The following is a 16,487-nucleotide window of genomic DNA, read 5'->3' as shown; positions in this document are numbered from 1 at the left end:
AACAAACAAATGTTGCCAAAGGGATCCCAACCAGCCAGAAAAACTGACCAGTCCGGGGTATAAATCATAATTGGCACTGGCTTTACAAGCACCCTGTTGAGTTCTCAAAGAACAACCACACACCGATCAGAAGCCCCACATTCGTGGAACCCCGTTTCGGGGCAACCGCTCAAACTTACTTGGTCGAACTTTCATTGTCAACCTCATGTTCGAGGCGATCAATCTGGTTCGTCCGGATCCACGATGACGCACGCCGTGACCGGCGGTCGTTACTGTCGTGGGAAGCCGCAGACCGGCCGATCACCGCTTCGCGGCTCTCCGCCCGGCTCCTGCCGGCTCCGAAACTCTACCCGGTCAGTTCCGCGTTCGCAACCCCGTATCCGGAGTGTTCCGCACCGCCCGATCCTCGGTCTCGCTCGGCGTTCCCGCCACGAGCCCGGTGCCCGTTCTCAGCCAGTTTGTCCGGCCTCCCCCGTGCAGAGAGAAAGTTACGCGGACGGCCCGGAGAAGGCAAATCAGCGTTCATCACTGGTTTGGCCTCCCGGGTCCAGATGGCACCCGGCGCAGCCTGGGGACGCGGGCTGCCCCGACGTGCCAGAGTGTCAGACATGGATGAGTCCGGACTGGGCACCAGGGTGTTCGCCGAGGAGGCGCTACTCGGCCTCCTCCTGCCGTTCTGGCAGGTGGTGATCGGTGCGGTCGTGCTGGTCGTCCTGGTGCTCTCGGTGGGACGGCTGGCCCGGCGGGGCAGGTCCCGGATGACCACCGCACTGCTGGTCACCGCCGCGGCCATCGCCGGGTTCGCGGTGATCGGCGTCCTGCTCGAGGGTTAGGGCCCTGTGTCAAAGCACAGGCTCTAGAGCCGGCGGTTGGCCAGGCTGGGCAGCTCGGCCCGGATCGCGGCGAGCCGGTCGAGGTCCAGGTCGACGACGGCCACACCCGGGCCGTCCGGCACCTGGCCGAGGACCGTCCCCCACGGGTCGACCACCATGCTGCGCCCGAAGCAGGCGCGGCCCGGCTCGTGGTCGCCGGTCTGACCGGCCGCCGCCACGAAGCACTGGTTCTCGATCGCCCGGGCCCGCAGCAGGACCTCCCAGTGGTCCCGTCCGGTGTGCATCATGAATGCCGCCGGGACCACCAGTAGTTGTGCGCCACCATCGGTGGCAAGCAGCCGGTAGAGCTCCGGGAAGCGCAGGTCGTAGCAGATCGACAGCCCGACCCGCAGACCCTCGACGTCCACCACCACCGGTTGCACCCCGGGCGCCACGCTCGCGGACTCCCGGTAGGAGACCCGACCGGGGATCTCCACGTCGTACAGATGAATCTTGCGGTAGCTAGCGGCCAGCGCGCCGGAGCGGTCGAAGACCAGCGACGTGTTCCAGGTGTGCTCCGGGTCCGGGCCGGCCTCGTGGAAGGAGCCGGCCACCACCCAGATCCCGAGCCGCCGGGCGATCCCGGCGAAGAAGCTGCCGACCTCCCCGTCCACCGGCTCCGGTTCCGGCAACCCCGCGGCGGGGCCCAGGTAGTCGACGTACTCCGGCAGGACCGCCAGGTCCGCGCCGCCGGCGGCGGCCCGCTCCAGCAGGACCTCGGCGGCGGCCAGGTTGGCCTTGCGGTCGTCCCGGGCGTTCAGCTGGCAGACGGCGACGCGCATGACCACAGGGTACGGCGAGAGGAGCTTGCGTGGACAGCGTCAGAGACGGTCGGGGTGCCCGGGCACCGACAGCACCAGTACCACCGGCAGCGGGACGCTGGGGAGCGGGGACGCGGCGATCATCGGCGCGACGGGACGCTTACCCGTCGGGTCGACGGCGGTCAGCGCAACGACAGCGGCGAAGCGGCCCGGCCGGTGGTGGTCGTCACCCCGTCGGGCGAATGGGACCGCCGGTGCCCGGGCCCGCGTCGGTGGGTCGGGCCAGGTGGCCGGTGCGGGTGGGTCGCGCCAGGTGGCTGGCGGCGAACGCGATCACGCCGGCCGCTCAGGAGTGAGCGGCCGGCGTGACACGGGGAAAATCAGGCCGACTTCTCCTCGCGGTCCCGCCGGGCTCGCCGCCCGGTGAACTCGCGCGGAACGATCGTCGGGTTGACGTTTTCCAGGACCACCTCGCGGGTGATCAACACCCGGGCGGCGTCAGGGTTGCTGGGCACCTCGAACATCGCGGAGAGAAGGACCTCCTCGATGATGGCCCGCAGACCACGGGCACCGGTGCCCCGCAGCATCGCCTGGTCGGCGATCGCCTCCAGCGCCGGCTCGTCGAACTCCAGCTCGACCCCGTCCAGCTCGAACAGGCGCTGGTATTGCCGGACCAGCGCGTTGCGCGGCTCGGTGAGGATGCGCACCAGTGCGCTGCGGTCCAGACTGCGCACGTTGGTGATCACCGGCAGCCGGCCCACGAACTCGGGGATCAACCCGAACTTGAGCATGTCTTCCGGCATGACCTGGCTGAAGATGTCGTCGGTCGACCGGTCGGACACCGACCGGAGCCGGGCACCGAAGCCGGTGCCACCCTGCCCGGTGCGGGACTCGATGATCTGATCGAGACCGGCGAAGGCACCACCGCAGATGAACAGCACGTTGGTGGTGTCGATCTGGATGAACTCCTGGTGCGGGTGCTTACGACCACCCTGCGGTGGCACGTTCGCCACCGTGCCCTCGAGCATCTTCAACAGGGCCTGCTGCACGCCCTCACCGGAGACGTCGCGCGTGATCGACGGATTCTCCGACTTGCGGGCGATCTTGTCGACCTCGTCGATGTAGATGATGCCGGTCTCGGCGCGCTTGATGTCGTAGTCCGCGGCCTGGATCAGCTTGAGGAGGATGTTCTCCACGTCCTCGCCGACGTAGCCCGCCTCGGTCAGCGCGGTGGCGTCGGCGATCGCGAACGGGACGTTCAACATCCGGGCGAGGGTCTGCGCCAGGTGGGTCTTGCCGCACCCCGTCGGACCGAGCAGCAGGATGTTGGACTTCGCCAGCTCGACGGCATCATTGCCGGAGCCGGGCGCGTTGGCCGCCTCGGCCTGGATGCGCTTGTAGTGGTTGTAGACCGCGACCGCGAGCGCCTTCTTGGCCTGGTCCTGCCCCACGACGTAGTTGTCGAGGAACTGGCAGATCTCCATCGGCTTGGGAAGCTCTTCCCACTTCACCTCGCCGGACTCGGCCAGCTCCTCTTCGATGATCTCGTTACAGAGATCGATGCACTCGTCGCAGATGTAGACCCCTGGGCCCGCGATGAGTTTCTTGACCTGCTTCTGCGACTTGCCGCAGAAGGAGCATTTCAGTAGGTCGCCGCCGTCACCGATCCGTGCCACCTACGTTCTCCCTGCACTCATCGGCCGGAGACCCGGCCCTGACCTGCGGACGCTGCACGCCGCCCGGCTTGGTTCGCCCCGCCGACCCGACCGGCGAAGCGGTACGGACCCGACGTTACCCGCTGGCGGGGCATTCTCCGACCCCCAAAACGGGTGTGTCAGAGGTCGGCCGGGAACGGGTGCCCCGGCCAACCTCTGACCCGGTGATGCTCAGCTGGCGGAGTGGGTCGCCAGCAGACCCTTCTTGCGGCTGGTCAGGATCGTGTCGACCAGCCCGTACTCCTTGGACTCCTCGGCCGTCATGATCTTGTCACGGTCGATGTCCTTGCGAACCTGCTCGATCGGGCGGTTGCAGTGGCGGGACAGCATGTCCTCCAGCTGCGTACGCATCCGCAGGATCTCCCGGGCCTGGATCTCGATGTCCGAGCCCTGCCCGTAGCCGCCCTCGGTGGCCGGCTGGTGGATGATGATCCGCGAGTTCGGAAGAGCCATCCGCTTACCCGCGGTGCCCGCCGACAGCAGCACCGCCGCCGCGCTGGCGGCCTGCCCGAGGCAGACGGTCTGGATGTCCGGACGGACGTACTGCATGGTGTCGTAGATCGCCGTCATCGCGGTGAACGAGCCACCCGGCGAGTTGATGTACATGATGATGTCGCGGTCCGGGTCGGTGCCCTCGAGCGTCAGCAGCTGGGCCATCACGTCGTTGGCCGACGCGTCGTCCACCTGGACACCGAGGAAGATGATCCGGTCCTCGAAGAGCTTGTTGTACGGGTTCGACTCCTTGACCCCGTACGACGTGCGCTCGACGAACGACGGCAGCACGTAGCGGTTGTGCACGGCCGCGAACTGGGGCGGCAGGCTCAGATCGGTCATCGTCAGCTCCTCAGCTCAGGGTCCCGGCGCCATCCGGAACCTGTGCGGCCCCGATGATCACCTTGTCGATGAAGCCGTAGTCCATGGCCTCCTGGGCGGTGAACCAACGGTCCCGGTCCGAGTCCGCCTCGATCTGCGACTGCTCTTGGCCGGTGTGGTGCGCGACCCGCTCCTGGAACATCCGCTTCGTGTAGAGCATCTGCTCCGCCTGGATGGCGATGTCGGACGCCGTGCCGCCCAGACCACCGGACGGCTGGTGCATCATGATCCGGGCGTGCGGCAGGGCGTAGCGCTTGCCCTTGGTGCCCGCGCAGAGCAGCAGCTGACCCATCGAGGCAGCCATGCCCATCGCCACGGTCGACACGTCGTTGTCGATGAACTGCATGGTGTCGTAGATCGCCATGCCGGAGTAGACCGAGCCACCCGGCGAGTTGATCCACAGGTTGATGTCGCGGTCCGGGTCCTCCGCGGCGAGCAGCAGCAGCTGCGCGCAGATGCGGTTGGCGACCTGGTCGGTCACCTCACTGCCCAGGAAGATGATGCGCTCCTTGAGCAACCGGTTGTAGACCGAGTCGTCGAGGTTGCCAATGGAGTCGCCACCGCGCGCGTCAATCGCCCGGAGCGACTTCTTGGGGATGTGCATGTCGGTCATGGCAGCCCTTCGCTCTCCGTACCGTCTTTCCCGACACTAACCGCTGTGCGGGGCGGCAGAGTCCCGGTCGGGGCACTGTTCGCTCTCAGCGCAGCTGTGTCGGGCGTACCCGCGGCGCGGGCTTCCGGGCCGTACCCCGGAAAGGGAAACGGCCGCCATCCACCGCGCAGCGGCGGACGGCGGCCGCACCCGACGATCAGTGGTTGTGCTCGGCCTCGTTGGCGGCGCGCAGCGCGTCGAGGCTGACGGCGTTGCCCGCCGCGTCCTTGATCGTGATGCGCTCCATGACGGCCGCGAGCGCCTTGCCCCGCCGCACGTCGCCGAAGACCGCAGCGGCCGCGCCGGAGCGCACCAGCTGGTCGTAGTACTGCTGGGGAGCCATTCCGGCGCGCTGCGCCCGGTGCACGATCTCGTGACCGAACTCGTCGTCGGAGACCTGGACGTCCTCGGCGTCGGCCAGCGTGTCCAGCAGGAGCTGGACCTTGACGCCCTCGGTCGCCGCCTCGGTCAGCTCGGCGTCGATCTGCTCCTCGGTCTTGTCCTCCGCCGCGAGGTATTCCTCCATGGAGGCGCCGATCCGCTCGAGCTGGTCGACCATCGCCTGCTTGCGGCTCTCGACCTCCTCGCGGACGACACCCTCCGGGGCCGGGATCTCGGCGGCCTCGACGAGCTGCGCCAGGGCCTTGTCCCGAGCGGCGTAGATCTGCTCGACCTGCTTGCCCTGGGTGACCCGCCCCCGCAGGTCGCCGCGCAGCTCCTCGATGGTGTCGAACTCGCTCGCCATCTGGGCGAACTCGTCGTTCAGCTCGGGCAGCTCCTTCTCCTTGACCGTGCGGACGGTCACCGCCACCTCGGCGTCGCGACCGGCGAAGTCGCCGCCGACCAGCTGGGTGGTGAAGGAGGTGTCCTCGCCGGCGGAGAGGCCGACCACGGCCTCGTCCAGGCCCGGCAGGAGCTGCTTGCTGCCCACCTCGTGGGAGATGTTGCTGGCCTGGCCGCCCGGCACGTCCTCGCCGTCGACGGTGGCGTTCAGGTCGATCTGGACGAAGTCACCCTCGGCGGCGGCACGCTCGACGGTCTTGAGGGTCGCGAAACGCTCCCGCAGGTTCTTCACCTGCTCGTCGATCTCGCTGTCGTCGATCTGCAGCTCGTCGACGGTCACCTCGATGGTGCTCGTGTCCGGGATGGTGATCTCGGGACGGACGTCGACCTCGGCGGTGAAGTTCAGCGAGTCACCGTCGTTGAACTCGGTGATCTCGACCTCGGGGCGCCCCAGCGTCTTGAGGTCGTGCTCGCGCACCGCGGCGAGGATGTTCTCCGGGATGGCCTCCTGGACCGCCTCGTTGAGGACGGTGCCCCGGCCCACCCGCTGGTCGATCACCGCGGTCGGCACCTTGCCCCGGCGGAAGCCCGGGACCTGGACCTGCGAACCGATCTCCCGGTACGCCTTCTTGAGGCTCGGCTCGAGCTCGACGAACGGCACCTCGATGGCGAGCCGCACGCGCGTCGGGCTCAGAGTCTCGACGGTGCTCTTCACAGGCGTACTCCTTGACGGATCTCAGTTGAGTCTGGGCGTGATTCAGCCCATCGAGTGTAGGCGAGCCGGCCTGACGCTCCGGCATCGCCCGGGGACCGCACTGGGCGGCACCCGGGGCTGCCCGGCCGCGGACGACAGTCGGGGTGGCGGGATTTGAACCCACGGCCCCTCGCTCCCAAAGCGAGTGCGCTACCAAGCTGCGCCACACCCCGTGGCGACGAGCAGTCTATGCCGTCGTCGTGCCTCAGGCGGTGCCGGGGCATCCCCCACCCGGACAGATCCCCCAAAGCCCACCGAACCGCCCACTCCGAGCGCGCCGACCGCCCCCCTGGCCCAAGATCTGCACAACGTCAGGGATGTAGTGGCCTCAGGACGTGCGGAGACCACACCATCCCTGATGTTGTGGGGATCTTCCGGGTTGCCGCGCCGCGCCGGGACGACGCGGCGCGTCAGGCGGTGGCGTGGCTGCGCACCGGGCACAGGCATTGGGTACGCTGTCAGCGTGCCCCACAGGGGCGCACGCGGGCGTAGCTCAATGGTAGAGCTTCAGTCTTCCAAACTGACTACGCGAGTTCGATTCTCGTCGCCCGCTCCACCAGCCTCCGGCCCAGGTCAGAGGTTTTTCCCCGAGGTCACCGGCTCGGCCTGGAGGGCGTCCAGCCATGATCCTCCCGGCGGTACGGGACCCGCGCTTCATCACGCTTCGCCGCGGTGGCAGCCTCACCGATCCGGATCACCACCTGCTCGCCCTGTGGGCGGCGTCGTGCGCGGAGCACGTCCTGCACCTGTTCGAGGCGGTGCGGCCGGACGACCCACGACCACGGGAGGCGATCGAACACGCCCGCGCCTGGACCCGTGGTGAGGTGACGATGACGCAGGCCCGCACGGCGGGCGGTCACGCCATGGGCGCGGCCCGCGACCTGCGCGGGGCGGCACGGCACGCCGCGTACGCCGCCGGCCAGGCGGGGGTCGTCGCACACGTCGCCGCGCACGAACTGGGCGCGGCCGCCTATGCGATCAAGGCCGTACGTGCCGCCGCGCCCGCCGGCGAGAGCGATACCGCGGGGCGACTCGAGTGCCGGTGGCAGCGCGCACAGCTCCCGAAGGCAATCCGCGAGTTGGTCCTCGACGACCAGCGGCTACGCAACGACATCTGCTGGTCGGTCTTCGACTGCTGAACGGTTCGAGCTCGTGAGCACTGACGCTACCGGGATGATCCAGGGGAATCGGGTGCCACGGCTCGGCTGATGCGCTCGCCGAGCCGACGCAGATGGTCGACCAGTTCCGTTGGCTCGTGGACGGTGAAGTCGCACCCGAGCAGCGCGAGCCGGAAGCCGAGCCAGTCGACGGTGTCCTCCGGGCTGTGCCACCGGCACGACGCGTCGTCAAGTGGCACCAGCTCTCCGGCGTGGTCACCCAGTCGGGCGGCTGCCCGCTCGGCGGGCAGTGCCAGCGTCGCCGCCGCCCGGAAGACCGGCACCAGGCCGTGGAGCCGCTCGGTCACGAAGGTGGACGCGTTCTCGGCCGGCAGTTCGCGGGGCGGCACGCGTACCCCTGTTGTTTCTGCCCGTTCGATGCGATCGACGCGGAACGTGCGCCAGTCCTCGCGCTTGTTGTCGTGAGCGACGACATACCAACGGCGGTCCACCAGGACCAGCCGGTGTGGTTCCACGAGCCGCCGACTGACGGTGCCGTCACCGGCCCGGTAGTCGAAACGGACCCGTTCGTGGGCCGCGGCCGCTGCCGCGAGGACGATGAGCTGCGTCGGGTCGACCAGTGGCATCGCCACCGCCGCCGGCGACGAGACGGTGGCCGAGCTGAGGGTGCCGACCTGCCGGCCCAACCGCGGCGGTAACACCTGCTGCAGTTTGGCGAGGGCGCGCAGGGAGGCCTCGGCGATGCCGGCGAACGGTTGCCGGGCGGCGGCGCGCAGACCGACCGCGATCGCCACCGCCTCCTCGTCATCGAGCAGCAGCGGTGGCATCGCCTTACCGGCGACGAGTCGGTAGCCGCCCTGCACGCCCAGGCTGGCGTGGACCGGGTAGCCGAACTCGCGCAGCCGGTCGATGTCGCGGCGCACAGTCCGCGAACTCACACCGAGACGCCCGGCAAGCTCGCTGCCCGGCCACTCCCGGGGCGTCTGGAGCAGGGACAGCAGTCGTAGCAGGCGAGCCGGGGTGTCGCGCATACTGCCATGATGGCCCGCCATCTAGGACATTCACCGGCCTAGTTCGGGTCTACCGTCCTCCATCTGCGCGCACCGACGCACGTACCAGACCAAGGAGACGGACAGATGAAGGTTGTTCCCGACGGCTACCACAGCGTGACCCCCTGGGTCATCTCGCCCGGACGGACCGGTGCGCTGATCGACTTCGTCGTCGGTGTCTTCGACGCCACCGAGCTGGCCCGGATGGAGGTGGACGGGGTGATCGGCCACGCCGAGGTCCGCATCGGGGATTCGGTGGTGATGATGTTCGACAAGCCGCGGTGGCCGGCCACGCCCGCCTTCCTGCGCCTCTACGTCAGTGACGACGCCGAGGTGCTGCGCCGGGCCGTCGAGCGCGGCGCGACCGTCGTCACCGAGCCGACCGAACTGTTCTGGGGCGACCGGGTCAGCCGCTTCCGCGACCCGTTCGGCAACCTGTGGTGGGTCCACCAGCGGGTTGCCGAGCCGACCGAGGAGGAAATGGGCCAGCGGCTCCAGGCTCCCGAGTTCGTGGCGGCGATGGAGTACGTCCAGGGCGCCGACTTCTCTCCCGGCACCTGACTGCCTCCCGCCGGGGGCAGCACCGTTGAGCCGCCGCGCGAACAGCGGCTCAACGGTCTCGGCAGCCGGTGTCGGCCTGGTCAGCGCAGGTGAAACCGTTCGTCGGCGGCGAGGGCCGCCAGCTGCGGCACGGAGAACGGCAGCTTCGTCAACGCCGGCCGTCTCTCGTCGAGCGTCACCCCCTGCGCCACGAAGACCACCACGCCATCCGGGTGCCGGTAGGCCGACCACTGGTCGAGCCGTTCGTCGCCGCCCGGTCGGACCACCACGCCGACCTGCGCCGGTCCGACCGTCTCGACCTGGCACTCGCCCTGCATACCCCAGAAGGCCTGCGCCAGGGCGCACGGCTCGGTCGGCAGCGGGTTGCCGGCGTCGTGCACCTCGACGATCACGCGCCCGGTGCCCTGGCCCTGGGCCACGGCGACCGAGGACGAGTAGCTCCACACGTCGACGCCGTTCACCTTGTTCTCGAACTGCGCCTGGTGGGTCCGCAGCGTCCGCTCCTCGGCGGACCGGCTCGGCGGATCCTCCGGGGTGGTGTAACCGGAGGGTATGACCGAGACAGCCTCGTTGAGCAGGTGGACTCCCTGGTCGTGCTTGGACCCGGCCCGCGCGGTCCGGTCCTCCTGCGGTCGGCCGTCCGGCCCGGTCGGCCACGCCTCCTTGGTGTCGCCCGACGCGTCCGGAGACGCCAGTGGCCCGTTCCCCGCCGGTTGGTAGACGCGGCCGTCCGGAGTGGCGACGACCGCGAAGCCGGTGACCGCCAGCACGACAGCCGCCGATCCGAGCGACGCCCACAGCGCGCGTCGGCGGAGGTGCGTCCGCCGCGCCGCGCCGAGCGCTGCTTCCGTACTCGGTGGTGGTGGCGGGGTAGTGCTCGCCATCTCGCCGCGCAGCCCCTCGCGCAACTCTTCCTCGTTCATCGCTCCCCCATCTCGATCCCGCTGTAGGTCGGTGCCAGGAGGCCGCGCAACGTGTCGAGCCCGCGTGCCGCCTGGCTCTTCACCGTCCCTGGAGAACACTCCAGCAGCGCCGCGACATCCTCGATGGACAGGTCCTCCCAGTAGCGCAGAACCAGCACGGCCCGCTGGCGCGGTGCCACGCGGGCCAGCGCCTGGAGCAGCACCAGTCGGCTCTCCGGCGAGTCGGGCGGGGCCGCCTGTTCGGCGTCCTCGCCACCCACCCGTTCACGCCGCCACCAGCCGCGGCGGCGCTCGTCGAGGAACGTCCGGATCAGGATCTGGCGCACGTAGCTGTCGAGCACCTCGTGCCGGGAGATCCGGTTCCAGACCCGGTAGAGCTTGACGAAAGCGGTCTGGACCAGGTCCTCGGCGCGGTGCCAGTCGCCGCACAGCAGGTACGCGGTGCCGCGCATGGCACCGGACCGTGCTGCGAAGTACTCGGCGAACGCCTTGTCGCGATCGCTCATTCAGGCCTCCGATCCCCGTTTCGAGGTAGTCACGCGGGGTCTGGCCCGCCGGGTTGCTCCGTAACTCGCGTACGTGTCACGAGGTTCAACGCCGAACGGTGGCGTGCGCGACGAGACCTTGACAGCTGTCGATCTATGCACTGGTGTAAGGACCAGGTACATCGATGTCCGTCAGGAGGGCACATGATCGTCCGACGACGGTGGACAGCTGCCGCCACCACAGCGATCCTGTTCAGCGCAGTGTTGTCGAACCCCGCTGCGGGAACCGCTGCACCCGCCGATCCCGCACCACCGGTCACCCTGAGCGCCACCGAGACCGCCCTGGTCCGAGTGCAGCTACGTGACCAGGCTCAGCTCGACCGGCTGGTCGCCACCGGTGCGGACCTCGCCAACCGGCCCCGGGCCCGGGACGGGAGGATCCTCGCCGACCTCGTGCTCAGCGGTACGCAGCTCGCCGAGCTGACCGCGCAGGGCGCGAAGGCCGTACAGGTCGTGCAGCGTGCCGGGGACGGCAGCCGGCATCACGCCGAGAGCGTTCGCGCGGCGCAGGCCCGCACCGCCGCCGGCCTGCGCGCTCCGGCCGCCGGCCAGCGGACCACCGCCGCCGCCGTGGACACCCTCCAGGTGCAGCAGGCGTACTGGTGGACCACGGGCGGTCAGACGTTCCTCCAGGCCCAGGTGGCCACCACCGCCACCGACGACCCGGACGTGGAGATCACCGTCAGTTGGCGGACGGCGGACGGCGCCACCGGGTCGTTCCCGCTGTACCGGTTCGAGGACTCCGGCGAGTACCAGTACCACTACAACCTTCCCCAGCCGGTGCCGAACCGGCCGGTCCAGCTGAGCGCCACCTCCAGCCTCGGCGGAGTCAGCCGCGTGGTCACGCCGACGCTCTGGCCCAACGCCACCCCGCCACCGCTGCCGGCCGGTTACCAGAAGGACTTCATCGACGCGTACCTGACGCCGACCGACATCCAGGCGCGGATCAAGCGACTGGCCCGCCAGTACCGGGACCTGGTGGACGTGATCGACCTGCCGAACAAGACCCAGGGATACCGGCGCAACGCCGTCGCGTACCTGGGCGACCCGGCCGTGGCGGCCGTGGTGGTCGAGTCGGTCCGCTTCGGCGACCAGGGCATGAACGGCGTACAGGTGCGGACGGTCGACCCCGGCCGACCGAACCGACCGCTGACCGTCGGCTACCGCGACCGTGTGCTGACCGTGTCGCTGGCCACCGACACCGCCGGCAAGACGGTGAGCACCACCGACGAGGTCGCCGCGGCGATCAACGCCCGCCAGCCGAACCGCTTCCGGGCCACCGTCGAGGACGGCTCGGCCGGGCTGCCCATGCCGGTCGCCGCCCCGACCCGGCTCGACGACGGGTTGCAGGGCACCGAGGTGTCGGCGCGGCCGTGGACGGTGCAGGCGCTGCGCCTCGGCGTCCACCGCAACGGGTCCCGGGTCGGCGTGCTCGCATACTCCCAGGAGCACGCCCGGGAGTGGGCCACCCCACTCGTGACGCTGGAGTTCGCCGAACGGATGCTGGCCAACGCCCGGACCGACCCGGCCACCCGCGAGCTGCTGGAGCAGGTCGACATCTTCGTCATCCCGATGGTCAACCCCGACGGCGCGAACTACTCGTTCAACGACTTCAACTTCCAGCGCAAGAACCTGGTCAACCACTGCACCGGCGCGGCCCGCGACCCGAAGAACCGCACCTCGTGGGGCGTCGACATCAACCGCAACTACACCGTCGGGTCGCACTTCGACGGGTACGTGGGCGCCAGCGCCAACTGCCTGTCCGGTAACTACGCGGGCACCGCCGAGCTGTCCGAGGCGGAGAGCGGCAACGTGATCGCGCTCGCTCAAGACCACCCGAACATCAAGTTCGCGATGAACGTGCACTCCTACGGCGGGTACTTCATGTGGCCGCCGGGGGCGTACCGGGCCGACGGCCGGGTCACCCTGCCGCGGCCGTCGATCGACGAGTCGACGCTGTTCCTCACCAGCGCCCGGCGGATCGTCGGCGCCATCGCGCAGGAACGCGGCACCGTCACCTGGCCGTCGCAGACCGGGCCGGTCGCCGACGTGCTCTACTCCGCCGCCGGCAACTCGGCGGACCAGCTCTACTACGAGTTGGGCATCTTCGCCTGGGACTTCGAGGTCGGCAACGACCGGTGGAACCCGGCGACCGGCGAGTGGGAGGGCGTCGGCTTCCAGCCGCCGTTCGACGAGGCGCACGGCGAATCCCAGGAGTACGCCGGCGGCTTGGTGGAGATGGTCCGGGTGGCCCGCGACTACGCGGCCGCCCAGCCCGCCCCCTGATCTTCCGGGCGGTGCCGTGCCCGGGTGTCGGGCACGGCACCGCCGACGACATTTCATCCGTTTCTGCCCAGCGGCTCGCGGGTAGGGCTGTGTCCATGGACACGAACACCACGGCCCACCTGATTGGCGGCCCCCGCGACGGCAGCACCCACGACACCGGCGGCGACGCGCTCGTCGAGTTGGAGATCGACGGCATGATGCACCGTTACATCAAGACCACCAAGCAGCACGACGACGGCCAGCCGCTCTACAACTACGACGGGATGGTGGCCCCCGACGGCGGCGAGCCCGGCGTCGAGGACCCGGCCGCCCGGGTCGTCTCGCCCCGCGCCGACGCCGAGGGCCACGGCGGCACCCACTGACGCGATCGGACCCACCCCGGAACGGGTACCAGTCGGACCGGCCGGCCACGGATGAACCGTGGCCGGCCGGGTAAGCAGCAGCCTTGCCTGGTGGGGAGACGACCGGCGTCGCGGCGTGCCGCGACCGGGCGTACGGGCGGGCGGCCCAGAGCCGACCCGCCCGTACGCGCCCGACGATCAGTTCGAGGAGATCCAGTTCCAGGCCGAGACGACCCACTCGGTCTGCTGGAGCCAGGCCACGCCGAGCCCGACGAGGAACACCGCCGTCGCCAGGTGGGCGCCGCGGGCGCTGTGCCGAACCCGACCGAGCTGCCGTTCCAGCACCACCCGGCCGACCAGCCGGAACAGGGCGAACAGGCCGACCGCCACCAGCAGGCTGAGCACCAGCACCAACAGCGGAACGCTCAGGTCGCCCTGGCCGGAGAGCGCCCAGATCCCCCAGCAGACGAACGCGAAGAGCCCGGCCGCCGCGCTCCACTCACCGCCACGCCGAAGCTGCGCCATGCGGGAGCTCAGCGACCGGCGCGGAACGGGCTCGCCGGGCCAGCCGGTGCCGGTCGGCTCCTGCTCGACCACCGGGAACGGCTCGGTGCGCGGAGTGCGACGCTGGCCCACCGGCGCCACGCCCCGGCGGAACCCGTCGCGCTGCTGCGGCACCCCGACGCCGGCCTGCGGTGGCACCTCCACGGTCCGCTCCGCCCACGGCTGCGTCTGGTCTGCCATCTTGTCCTCCCCCTGACCGACGGCACCAACGCCGCCTGCTTCCGAGGGTAGCCAGCCGGCAAATCGGTCGCCGACCCCGCCCGAGACGCCGGCCGACGCGACAGTGCCGGATCCCACGCCGGGCAGGGTACGGTCGGCTGATGGGTGACCCCGACCGACGACGGCGACGGCTACGCCACCACCCCGACTCGGAGCCGGCGGGGCGCAGTCCCGACAGCCCGACGGTCAGCACCCCCGGGGTGCATGACGGTGACGACCCGCCGCCGCGCCGACGAGGCCCGGGCGGCGACGAGCGCGACGGCGAGCGAGGGCTACGAGGGCTGGTCGGCTCCGGCTCGTCCCAGGTGGGCCTGAGCGCCGCACTGCGGGCCCGGGACGCGGCCCGGCCCACCGACGATGATCTGGCCGAGGCGGAAGCCCGGGTCGTGGTGGTCCGCCGCAACTGGGTGCCCCGCGAGGAGTTGCCCCGCTCGCCGCGCTGACCTCAGGGCAGGACGGGCAGTTGCCGGGTCCGCTCGTACTCGGCGACCTGGGTGATCCGACGGGCATGTCGCTCGTTGCCGGAGAACGGCGTGTTCAGGAACGCCTCGACGATGCCGGTGGCCTCGTCCAACGTGTGCTGGCGGGCGCCGATCGCGACCACGTTCGCGTCGTTGTGCTGGCGGGCCAGCTGAGCGGTCTCGACGCTCCAGGCCAGCGCGGCGCGGACACCGGCGACCTTGTTCGCGGCGATCTGCTCGCCGTTGCCGGACCCGCCGATGACCACTGCCAGGCCCGTCTCGTCGGCCACCACCTGGTCGCCTGTGTGCAGGCAGAACGTCGGGTAGTCGTCGTCCGGGTCGTAGCTGTGCGGGCCGACGTCGACGACGTCGTACCCCTGCTTGGCCAGGTGGTTGGCCAGGTGCACCTTCAACTCGAAACCGGCGTGGTCGGACCCAAGGTAGACGCGCATACCGGGCAGTCTGTCAGGCCGCGCTCTCCGACGTCGCGGGGGCGGCGTCGGAGAGCCGGGTTCGTCACACGGCCGTGCCGGGGGACGCTCAGCGCGGCAGCTCGGCGACGACCAGACCGCCCCGTGCCTTCGGGGTGAACCAGGTGCTCTTGCGGGGCATCTTCTCCCGGGCCAGGTTCACCGCGACGAAGTCCGCCACGGTCACGGGCGCGATGAGGATGGCCAGCTCGGCCCGCCCGGCGTCGACCTCGCCGGTGAGCCAGCTCGCCGGGTAGTCACCGCCGACGTAGGTGATCCTCTTGTCGCCCGGGTCCAGACCGAGCGCGTCGCGCAGCAGCAGCCGCTCGACCAGGGCGTGGTCCAGGTTTTCCAGGCGGGCGGAGGCCGTGGCCGGCAGGCGCACCGCGTACCCCTGGCCGTCGAGGCGCAGGTGCACGGTGCCGCCGCCCTCCGGGACCTCGACCGGGCCGTCGATCGGCTCGACCTCGGCGCCCGCGGCCCGCAGCCGGTCGAGCAGCTCGGCCGGTGTGGTGGTCAGCTCGCTGACCAGCCGGTTGTACGGCTGGATGGCCACCGACGCGGGGGTGGTGACCACGGCGAGGAAGCGCGACAGCCCGCCGGTCTGGGCGGCCAGGCTGCGGTGGTTGCCGTCCGCGACGACCAGCTCCCCGCCGCCGGCGAGGGCGGTCAGCGCGGCCTGCTCCGGCCCGGGGCCGAGCAGCCAGATGGCGTGCGTGCGCCCCGCCTGGTCGGTGTCCGTCGCGGCGGGCGCGCCGGCCGTCTCGGTCGCCGACGCGAGCGCGGCGTGCAGCTCGTCGCCACGCCCGGTCTGGAGCAGGAGTACGGGTGAGAGTAGGTGACCCAGCGCCTCGGCCAGTGCCACCCGCTCGCGCACCTTGGCGATGAAGACGTCCTCGTTGCGGATGACCAGGCCCGGCTCGTCGGCCCGGGTGGAGATCTGGTCGGTGTCCACCATCGCGAACAGCCCGTACGCCGGCTCGTCGCCGGGTGCGGTGATCCGGTAGAGGACCACCACCTGCTCGGCGGGGGTGTAGCTGCCGTCTGCCTTGGCCTCGGCGAGGCGGGCGACCGCGTCCGGCAGTGCGTCCAGGAATGACCTGCCCAGGCTCTGCGGGGCGCGGTGTGGCATCTCGATGCCGAGGGCACTGTGCGGGTTCGCCTCGATGATCGCGGTGATTTCCGCGTCGTCGGCGAACTCGTCGTAGTTCTGCGCGCCGGTGCCACCAGTGGTGACCCACGCCCGGGAGATCGGATGCACGACCGTCATACCCACTGACGCTACCGGCGACGGTGTCGCCGCCGACGGGGACCCGCGGGGCGTCCACCAGATGAAAGCGCCAGGCCGAGCGGAGTGGTCAGCCGGTGCGGTCGGACGCGCCCCGGCGGTGCCTGCCCGCGGTTGCCGGCCCGCCGTTGGCCCGCCGGACGGTGCCGACGGGCCCGGTGTTCGGGGCACGACGGGGTGAGGCGGGCGGCCCCGGGACGGGCCGCTCGGGCGGCGGCGCCGGGACGGGTCGCGGACTCAGCGGCGGCGTCG

The 16,487-nt window shown here is 70.5% G+C and carries 17 protein-coding genes and 2 tRNA genes; 7 read left to right on the top strand and 12 right to left on the bottom strand.

Features of this window, described 5'->3' with window-relative positions; translation table 11 throughout:
• Positions 1 to 608: 608 nt before the first annotated feature.
• Positions 609 to 833, top strand: coding sequence for a hypothetical protein (locus LADH09A_RS03195; RefSeq protein WP_238643230.1), 225 nt, complete (start codon positions 609 to 611; stop codon positions 831 to 833).
• A 23-nt stretch (positions 834 to 856) separates the two neighbouring features.
• Here the strand turns inward: LADH09A_RS03195 and LADH09A_RS03190 are convergent, their stop codons facing one another.
• The 6 genes from LADH09A_RS03190 to LADH09A_RS03165 all read right to left on the bottom strand — a co-directional run bounded on the left by LADH09A_RS03190 (position 857) and on the right by LADH09A_RS03165 (position 6,583).
• A complete protein-coding gene (locus tag LADH09A_RS03190) occupies positions 857 to 1,654 on the bottom strand; it encodes a carbon-nitrogen hydrolase family protein (protein ID WP_238643229.1) in 798 nt (265 codons plus the stop codon).
• 359 nt (positions 1,655 to 2,013) lie between these two features.
• Entirely contained in the window at positions 2,014 to 3,309 is a 1,296-nt protein-coding gene (clpX, locus tag LADH09A_RS03185) for an ATP-dependent Clp protease ATP-binding subunit ClpX (protein ID WP_088949750.1), read from the bottom strand.
• 210 nt (positions 3,310 to 3,519) lie between these two features.
• Positions 3,520 to 4,182, bottom strand: a complete 663-nt coding sequence (locus tag LADH09A_RS03180) for an ATP-dependent Clp protease proteolytic subunit (protein ID WP_007464109.1) — start codon at positions 4,180 to 4,182, stop codon at positions 3,520 to 3,522.
• A gap of 10 nt (positions 4,183 to 4,192) precedes the next feature.
• Positions 4,193 to 4,834, bottom strand: coding sequence for an ATP-dependent Clp protease proteolytic subunit (locus LADH09A_RS03175; RefSeq protein WP_238643228.1), 642 nt, complete (start codon positions 4,832 to 4,834; stop codon positions 4,193 to 4,195).
• Between the two features lie 196 nt (positions 4,835 to 5,030).
• On the bottom strand, positions 5,031 to 6,371 hold the full coding sequence (gene tig, locus LADH09A_RS03170) for a trigger factor (protein ID WP_238643227.1): 1,341 nt from the start codon (positions 6,369 to 6,371) through the stop codon (positions 5,031 to 5,033).
• Positions 6,372 to 6,509: 138 nt separating this feature from the next.
• Positions 6,510 to 6,583: transfer RNA gene (locus LADH09A_RS03165), tRNA-Pro, on the bottom strand.
• 309 nt (positions 6,584 to 6,892) lie between these two features.
• Here LADH09A_RS03165 and LADH09A_RS03160 point away from each other — a divergent pair.
• Positions 6,893 to 6,966 (top strand) — tRNA-Gly (locus LADH09A_RS03160).
• A gap of 67 nt (positions 6,967 to 7,033) precedes the next feature.
• Positions 7,034 to 7,549, top strand: a complete 516-nt coding sequence (locus LADH09A_RS03155; RefSeq protein WP_238643226.1) for a putative immunity protein — start codon at positions 7,034 to 7,036, stop codon at positions 7,547 to 7,549.
• Positions 7,550 to 7,575: 26 nt separating this feature from the next.
• Here LADH09A_RS03155 and LADH09A_RS03150 read toward each other — a convergent pair whose 3' ends face one another.
• Positions 7,576 to 8,559, bottom strand: coding sequence for a helix-turn-helix transcriptional regulator (locus LADH09A_RS03150; protein ID WP_238643225.1), 984 nt, complete (start codon positions 8,557 to 8,559; stop codon positions 7,576 to 7,578).
• A 105-nt stretch (positions 8,560 to 8,664) separates the two neighbouring features.
• Between LADH09A_RS03150 and LADH09A_RS03145 the strand changes: the two genes are divergently transcribed.
• A complete protein-coding gene (locus tag LADH09A_RS03145) occupies positions 8,665 to 9,138 on the top strand; it encodes a VOC family protein (RefSeq protein ID WP_238643224.1) in 474 nt (157 codons plus the stop codon).
• An 80-nt stretch (positions 9,139 to 9,218) separates the two neighbouring features.
• On the opposite strand, the gene LADH09A_RS03140 is transcribed toward LADH09A_RS03145, so the two are convergent.
• Together LADH09A_RS03140 and LADH09A_RS03135 are read right to left on the bottom strand one after the other, a co-directional pair.
• A complete protein-coding gene (locus LADH09A_RS03140; RefSeq protein WP_238643223.1) occupies positions 9,219 to 10,061 on the bottom strand; it encodes a hypothetical protein in 843 nt (280 codons plus the stop codon).
• The gene (locus LADH09A_RS03135) at positions 10,058 to 10,567 is read right to left on the bottom strand and encodes a SigE family RNA polymerase sigma factor (protein WP_238643222.1); all 510 of its coding nucleotides are present in this window, start codon (positions 10,565 to 10,567) and stop codon (positions 10,058 to 10,060) included. The genes LADH09A_RS03140 and LADH09A_RS03135 overlap by 4 nt, the downstream gene beginning before the upstream one ends.
• A gap of 183 nt (positions 10,568 to 10,750) precedes the next feature.
• On the opposite strand from LADH09A_RS03135, the gene LADH09A_RS03130 reads away from it, so the two are divergent.
• Both LADH09A_RS03130 and LADH09A_RS03125 read left to right on the top strand, forming a co-directional pair.
• Entirely contained in the window at positions 10,751 to 12,892 is a 2,142-nt protein-coding gene (locus tag LADH09A_RS03130; protein WP_238643221.1) for a M14 family zinc carboxypeptidase, read from the top strand.
• A 95-nt stretch (positions 12,893 to 12,987) separates the two neighbouring features.
• A complete protein-coding gene (locus tag LADH09A_RS03125; RefSeq protein WP_099847965.1) occupies positions 12,988 to 13,254 on the top strand; it encodes a hypothetical protein in 267 nt (88 codons plus the stop codon).
• Positions 13,255 to 13,431: 177 nt separating this feature from the next.
• Here the strand turns inward: LADH09A_RS03125 and LADH09A_RS03120 are convergent, their stop codons facing one another.
• The gene (locus LADH09A_RS03120) at positions 13,432 to 13,977 is read right to left on the bottom strand and encodes a hypothetical protein (RefSeq protein WP_238643220.1); all 546 of its coding nucleotides are present in this window, start codon (positions 13,975 to 13,977) and stop codon (positions 13,432 to 13,434) included.
• A 140-nt stretch (positions 13,978 to 14,117) separates the two neighbouring features.
• Here LADH09A_RS03120 and LADH09A_RS03115 point away from each other — a divergent pair, with 140 nt between their 5' ends.
• On the top strand, positions 14,118 to 14,459 hold the full coding sequence (locus LADH09A_RS03115) for a hypothetical protein (RefSeq protein ID WP_238643219.1): 342 nt from the start codon (positions 14,118 to 14,120) through the stop codon (positions 14,457 to 14,459).
• 2 nt (positions 14,460 to 14,461) lie between these two features.
• On the opposite strand, the gene LADH09A_RS03110 is transcribed toward LADH09A_RS03115, so the two are convergent.
• A complete protein-coding gene (locus LADH09A_RS03110) occupies positions 14,462 to 14,929 on the bottom strand; it encodes a ribose-5-phosphate isomerase (protein ID WP_238643218.1) in 468 nt (155 codons plus the stop codon).
• Between the two features lie 88 nt (positions 14,930 to 15,017).
• A complete protein-coding gene (locus LADH09A_RS03105) occupies positions 15,018 to 16,217 on the bottom strand; it encodes a DUF1015 family protein (RefSeq protein ID WP_238643217.1) in 1,200 nt (399 codons plus the stop codon).
• Between the last annotated feature and the right edge of the window lie 270 nt (positions 16,218 to 16,487).

Source organism: Micromonospora cabrerizensis, assembly GCF_022230955.1.
GTDB lineage: Bacteria > Actinomycetota > Actinomycetes > Mycobacteriales > Micromonosporaceae > Micromonospora > Micromonospora cabrerizensis.
This window is presented reverse-complemented; position numbering and strand designations above follow the sequence as displayed.

Excerpts from the sequence above, each read along its gene's own strand:
- LADH09A_RS03195 (WP_238643230.1), top strand. The coding sequence starts at position 609 with ATGGATGAGTCCGGACTGGGCACCAGGGTGTTCGCCGAGGAGGCGCTA.
- LADH09A_RS03190 (WP_238643229.1), bottom strand. The coding sequence starts at position 1,654 with ATGCGCGTCGCCGTCTGCCAGCTGAACGCCCGGGACGACCGCAAGGCC.
- LADH09A_RS03180 (WP_007464109.1), bottom strand. The coding sequence starts at position 4,182 with ATGACCGATCTGAGCCTGCCGCCCCAGTTCGCGGCCGTGCACAACCGC.
- LADH09A_RS03175 (WP_238643228.1), bottom strand. The coding sequence starts at position 4,834 with ATGACCGACATGCACATCCCCAAGAAGTCGCTCCGGGCGATTGACGCG.
- LADH09A_RS03155 (WP_238643226.1), top strand. The coding sequence starts at position 7,034 with ATGATCCTCCCGGCGGTACGGGACCCGCGCTTCATCACGCTTCGCCGC.
- LADH09A_RS03150 (WP_238643225.1), bottom strand. The coding sequence starts at position 8,559 with ATGCGCGACACCCCGGCTCGCCTGCTACGACTGCTGTCCCTGCTCCAG.
- LADH09A_RS03145 (WP_238643224.1), top strand. The coding sequence starts at position 8,665 with ATGAAGGTTGTTCCCGACGGCTACCACAGCGTGACCCCCTGGGTCATC.
- LADH09A_RS03140 (WP_238643223.1), bottom strand. The coding sequence starts at position 10,061 with ATGAACGAGGAAGAGTTGCGCGAGGGGCTGCGCGGCGAGATGGCGAGC.
- LADH09A_RS03135 (WP_238643222.1), bottom strand. The coding sequence starts at position 10,567 with ATGAGCGATCGCGACAAGGCGTTCGCCGAGTACTTCGCAGCACGGTCC.
- LADH09A_RS03130 (WP_238643221.1), top strand. The coding sequence starts at position 10,751 with ATGATCGTCCGACGACGGTGGACAGCTGCCGCCACCACAGCGATCCTG.
- LADH09A_RS03125 (WP_099847965.1), top strand. The coding sequence starts at position 12,988 with ATGGACACGAACACCACGGCCCACCTGATTGGCGGCCCCCGCGACGGC.
- LADH09A_RS03120 (WP_238643220.1), bottom strand. The coding sequence starts at position 13,977 with ATGGCAGACCAGACGCAGCCGTGGGCGGAGCGGACCGTGGAGGTGCCA.
- LADH09A_RS03115 (WP_238643219.1), top strand. The coding sequence starts at position 14,118 with ATGGGTGACCCCGACCGACGACGGCGACGGCTACGCCACCACCCCGAC.
- LADH09A_RS03110 (WP_238643218.1), bottom strand. The coding sequence starts at position 14,929 with ATGCGCGTCTACCTTGGGTCCGACCACGCCGGTTTCGAGTTGAAGGTG.
- LADH09A_RS03105 (WP_238643217.1), bottom strand. The coding sequence starts at position 16,217 with ATGACGGTCGTGCATCCGATCTCCCGGGCGTGGGTCACCACTGGTGGC.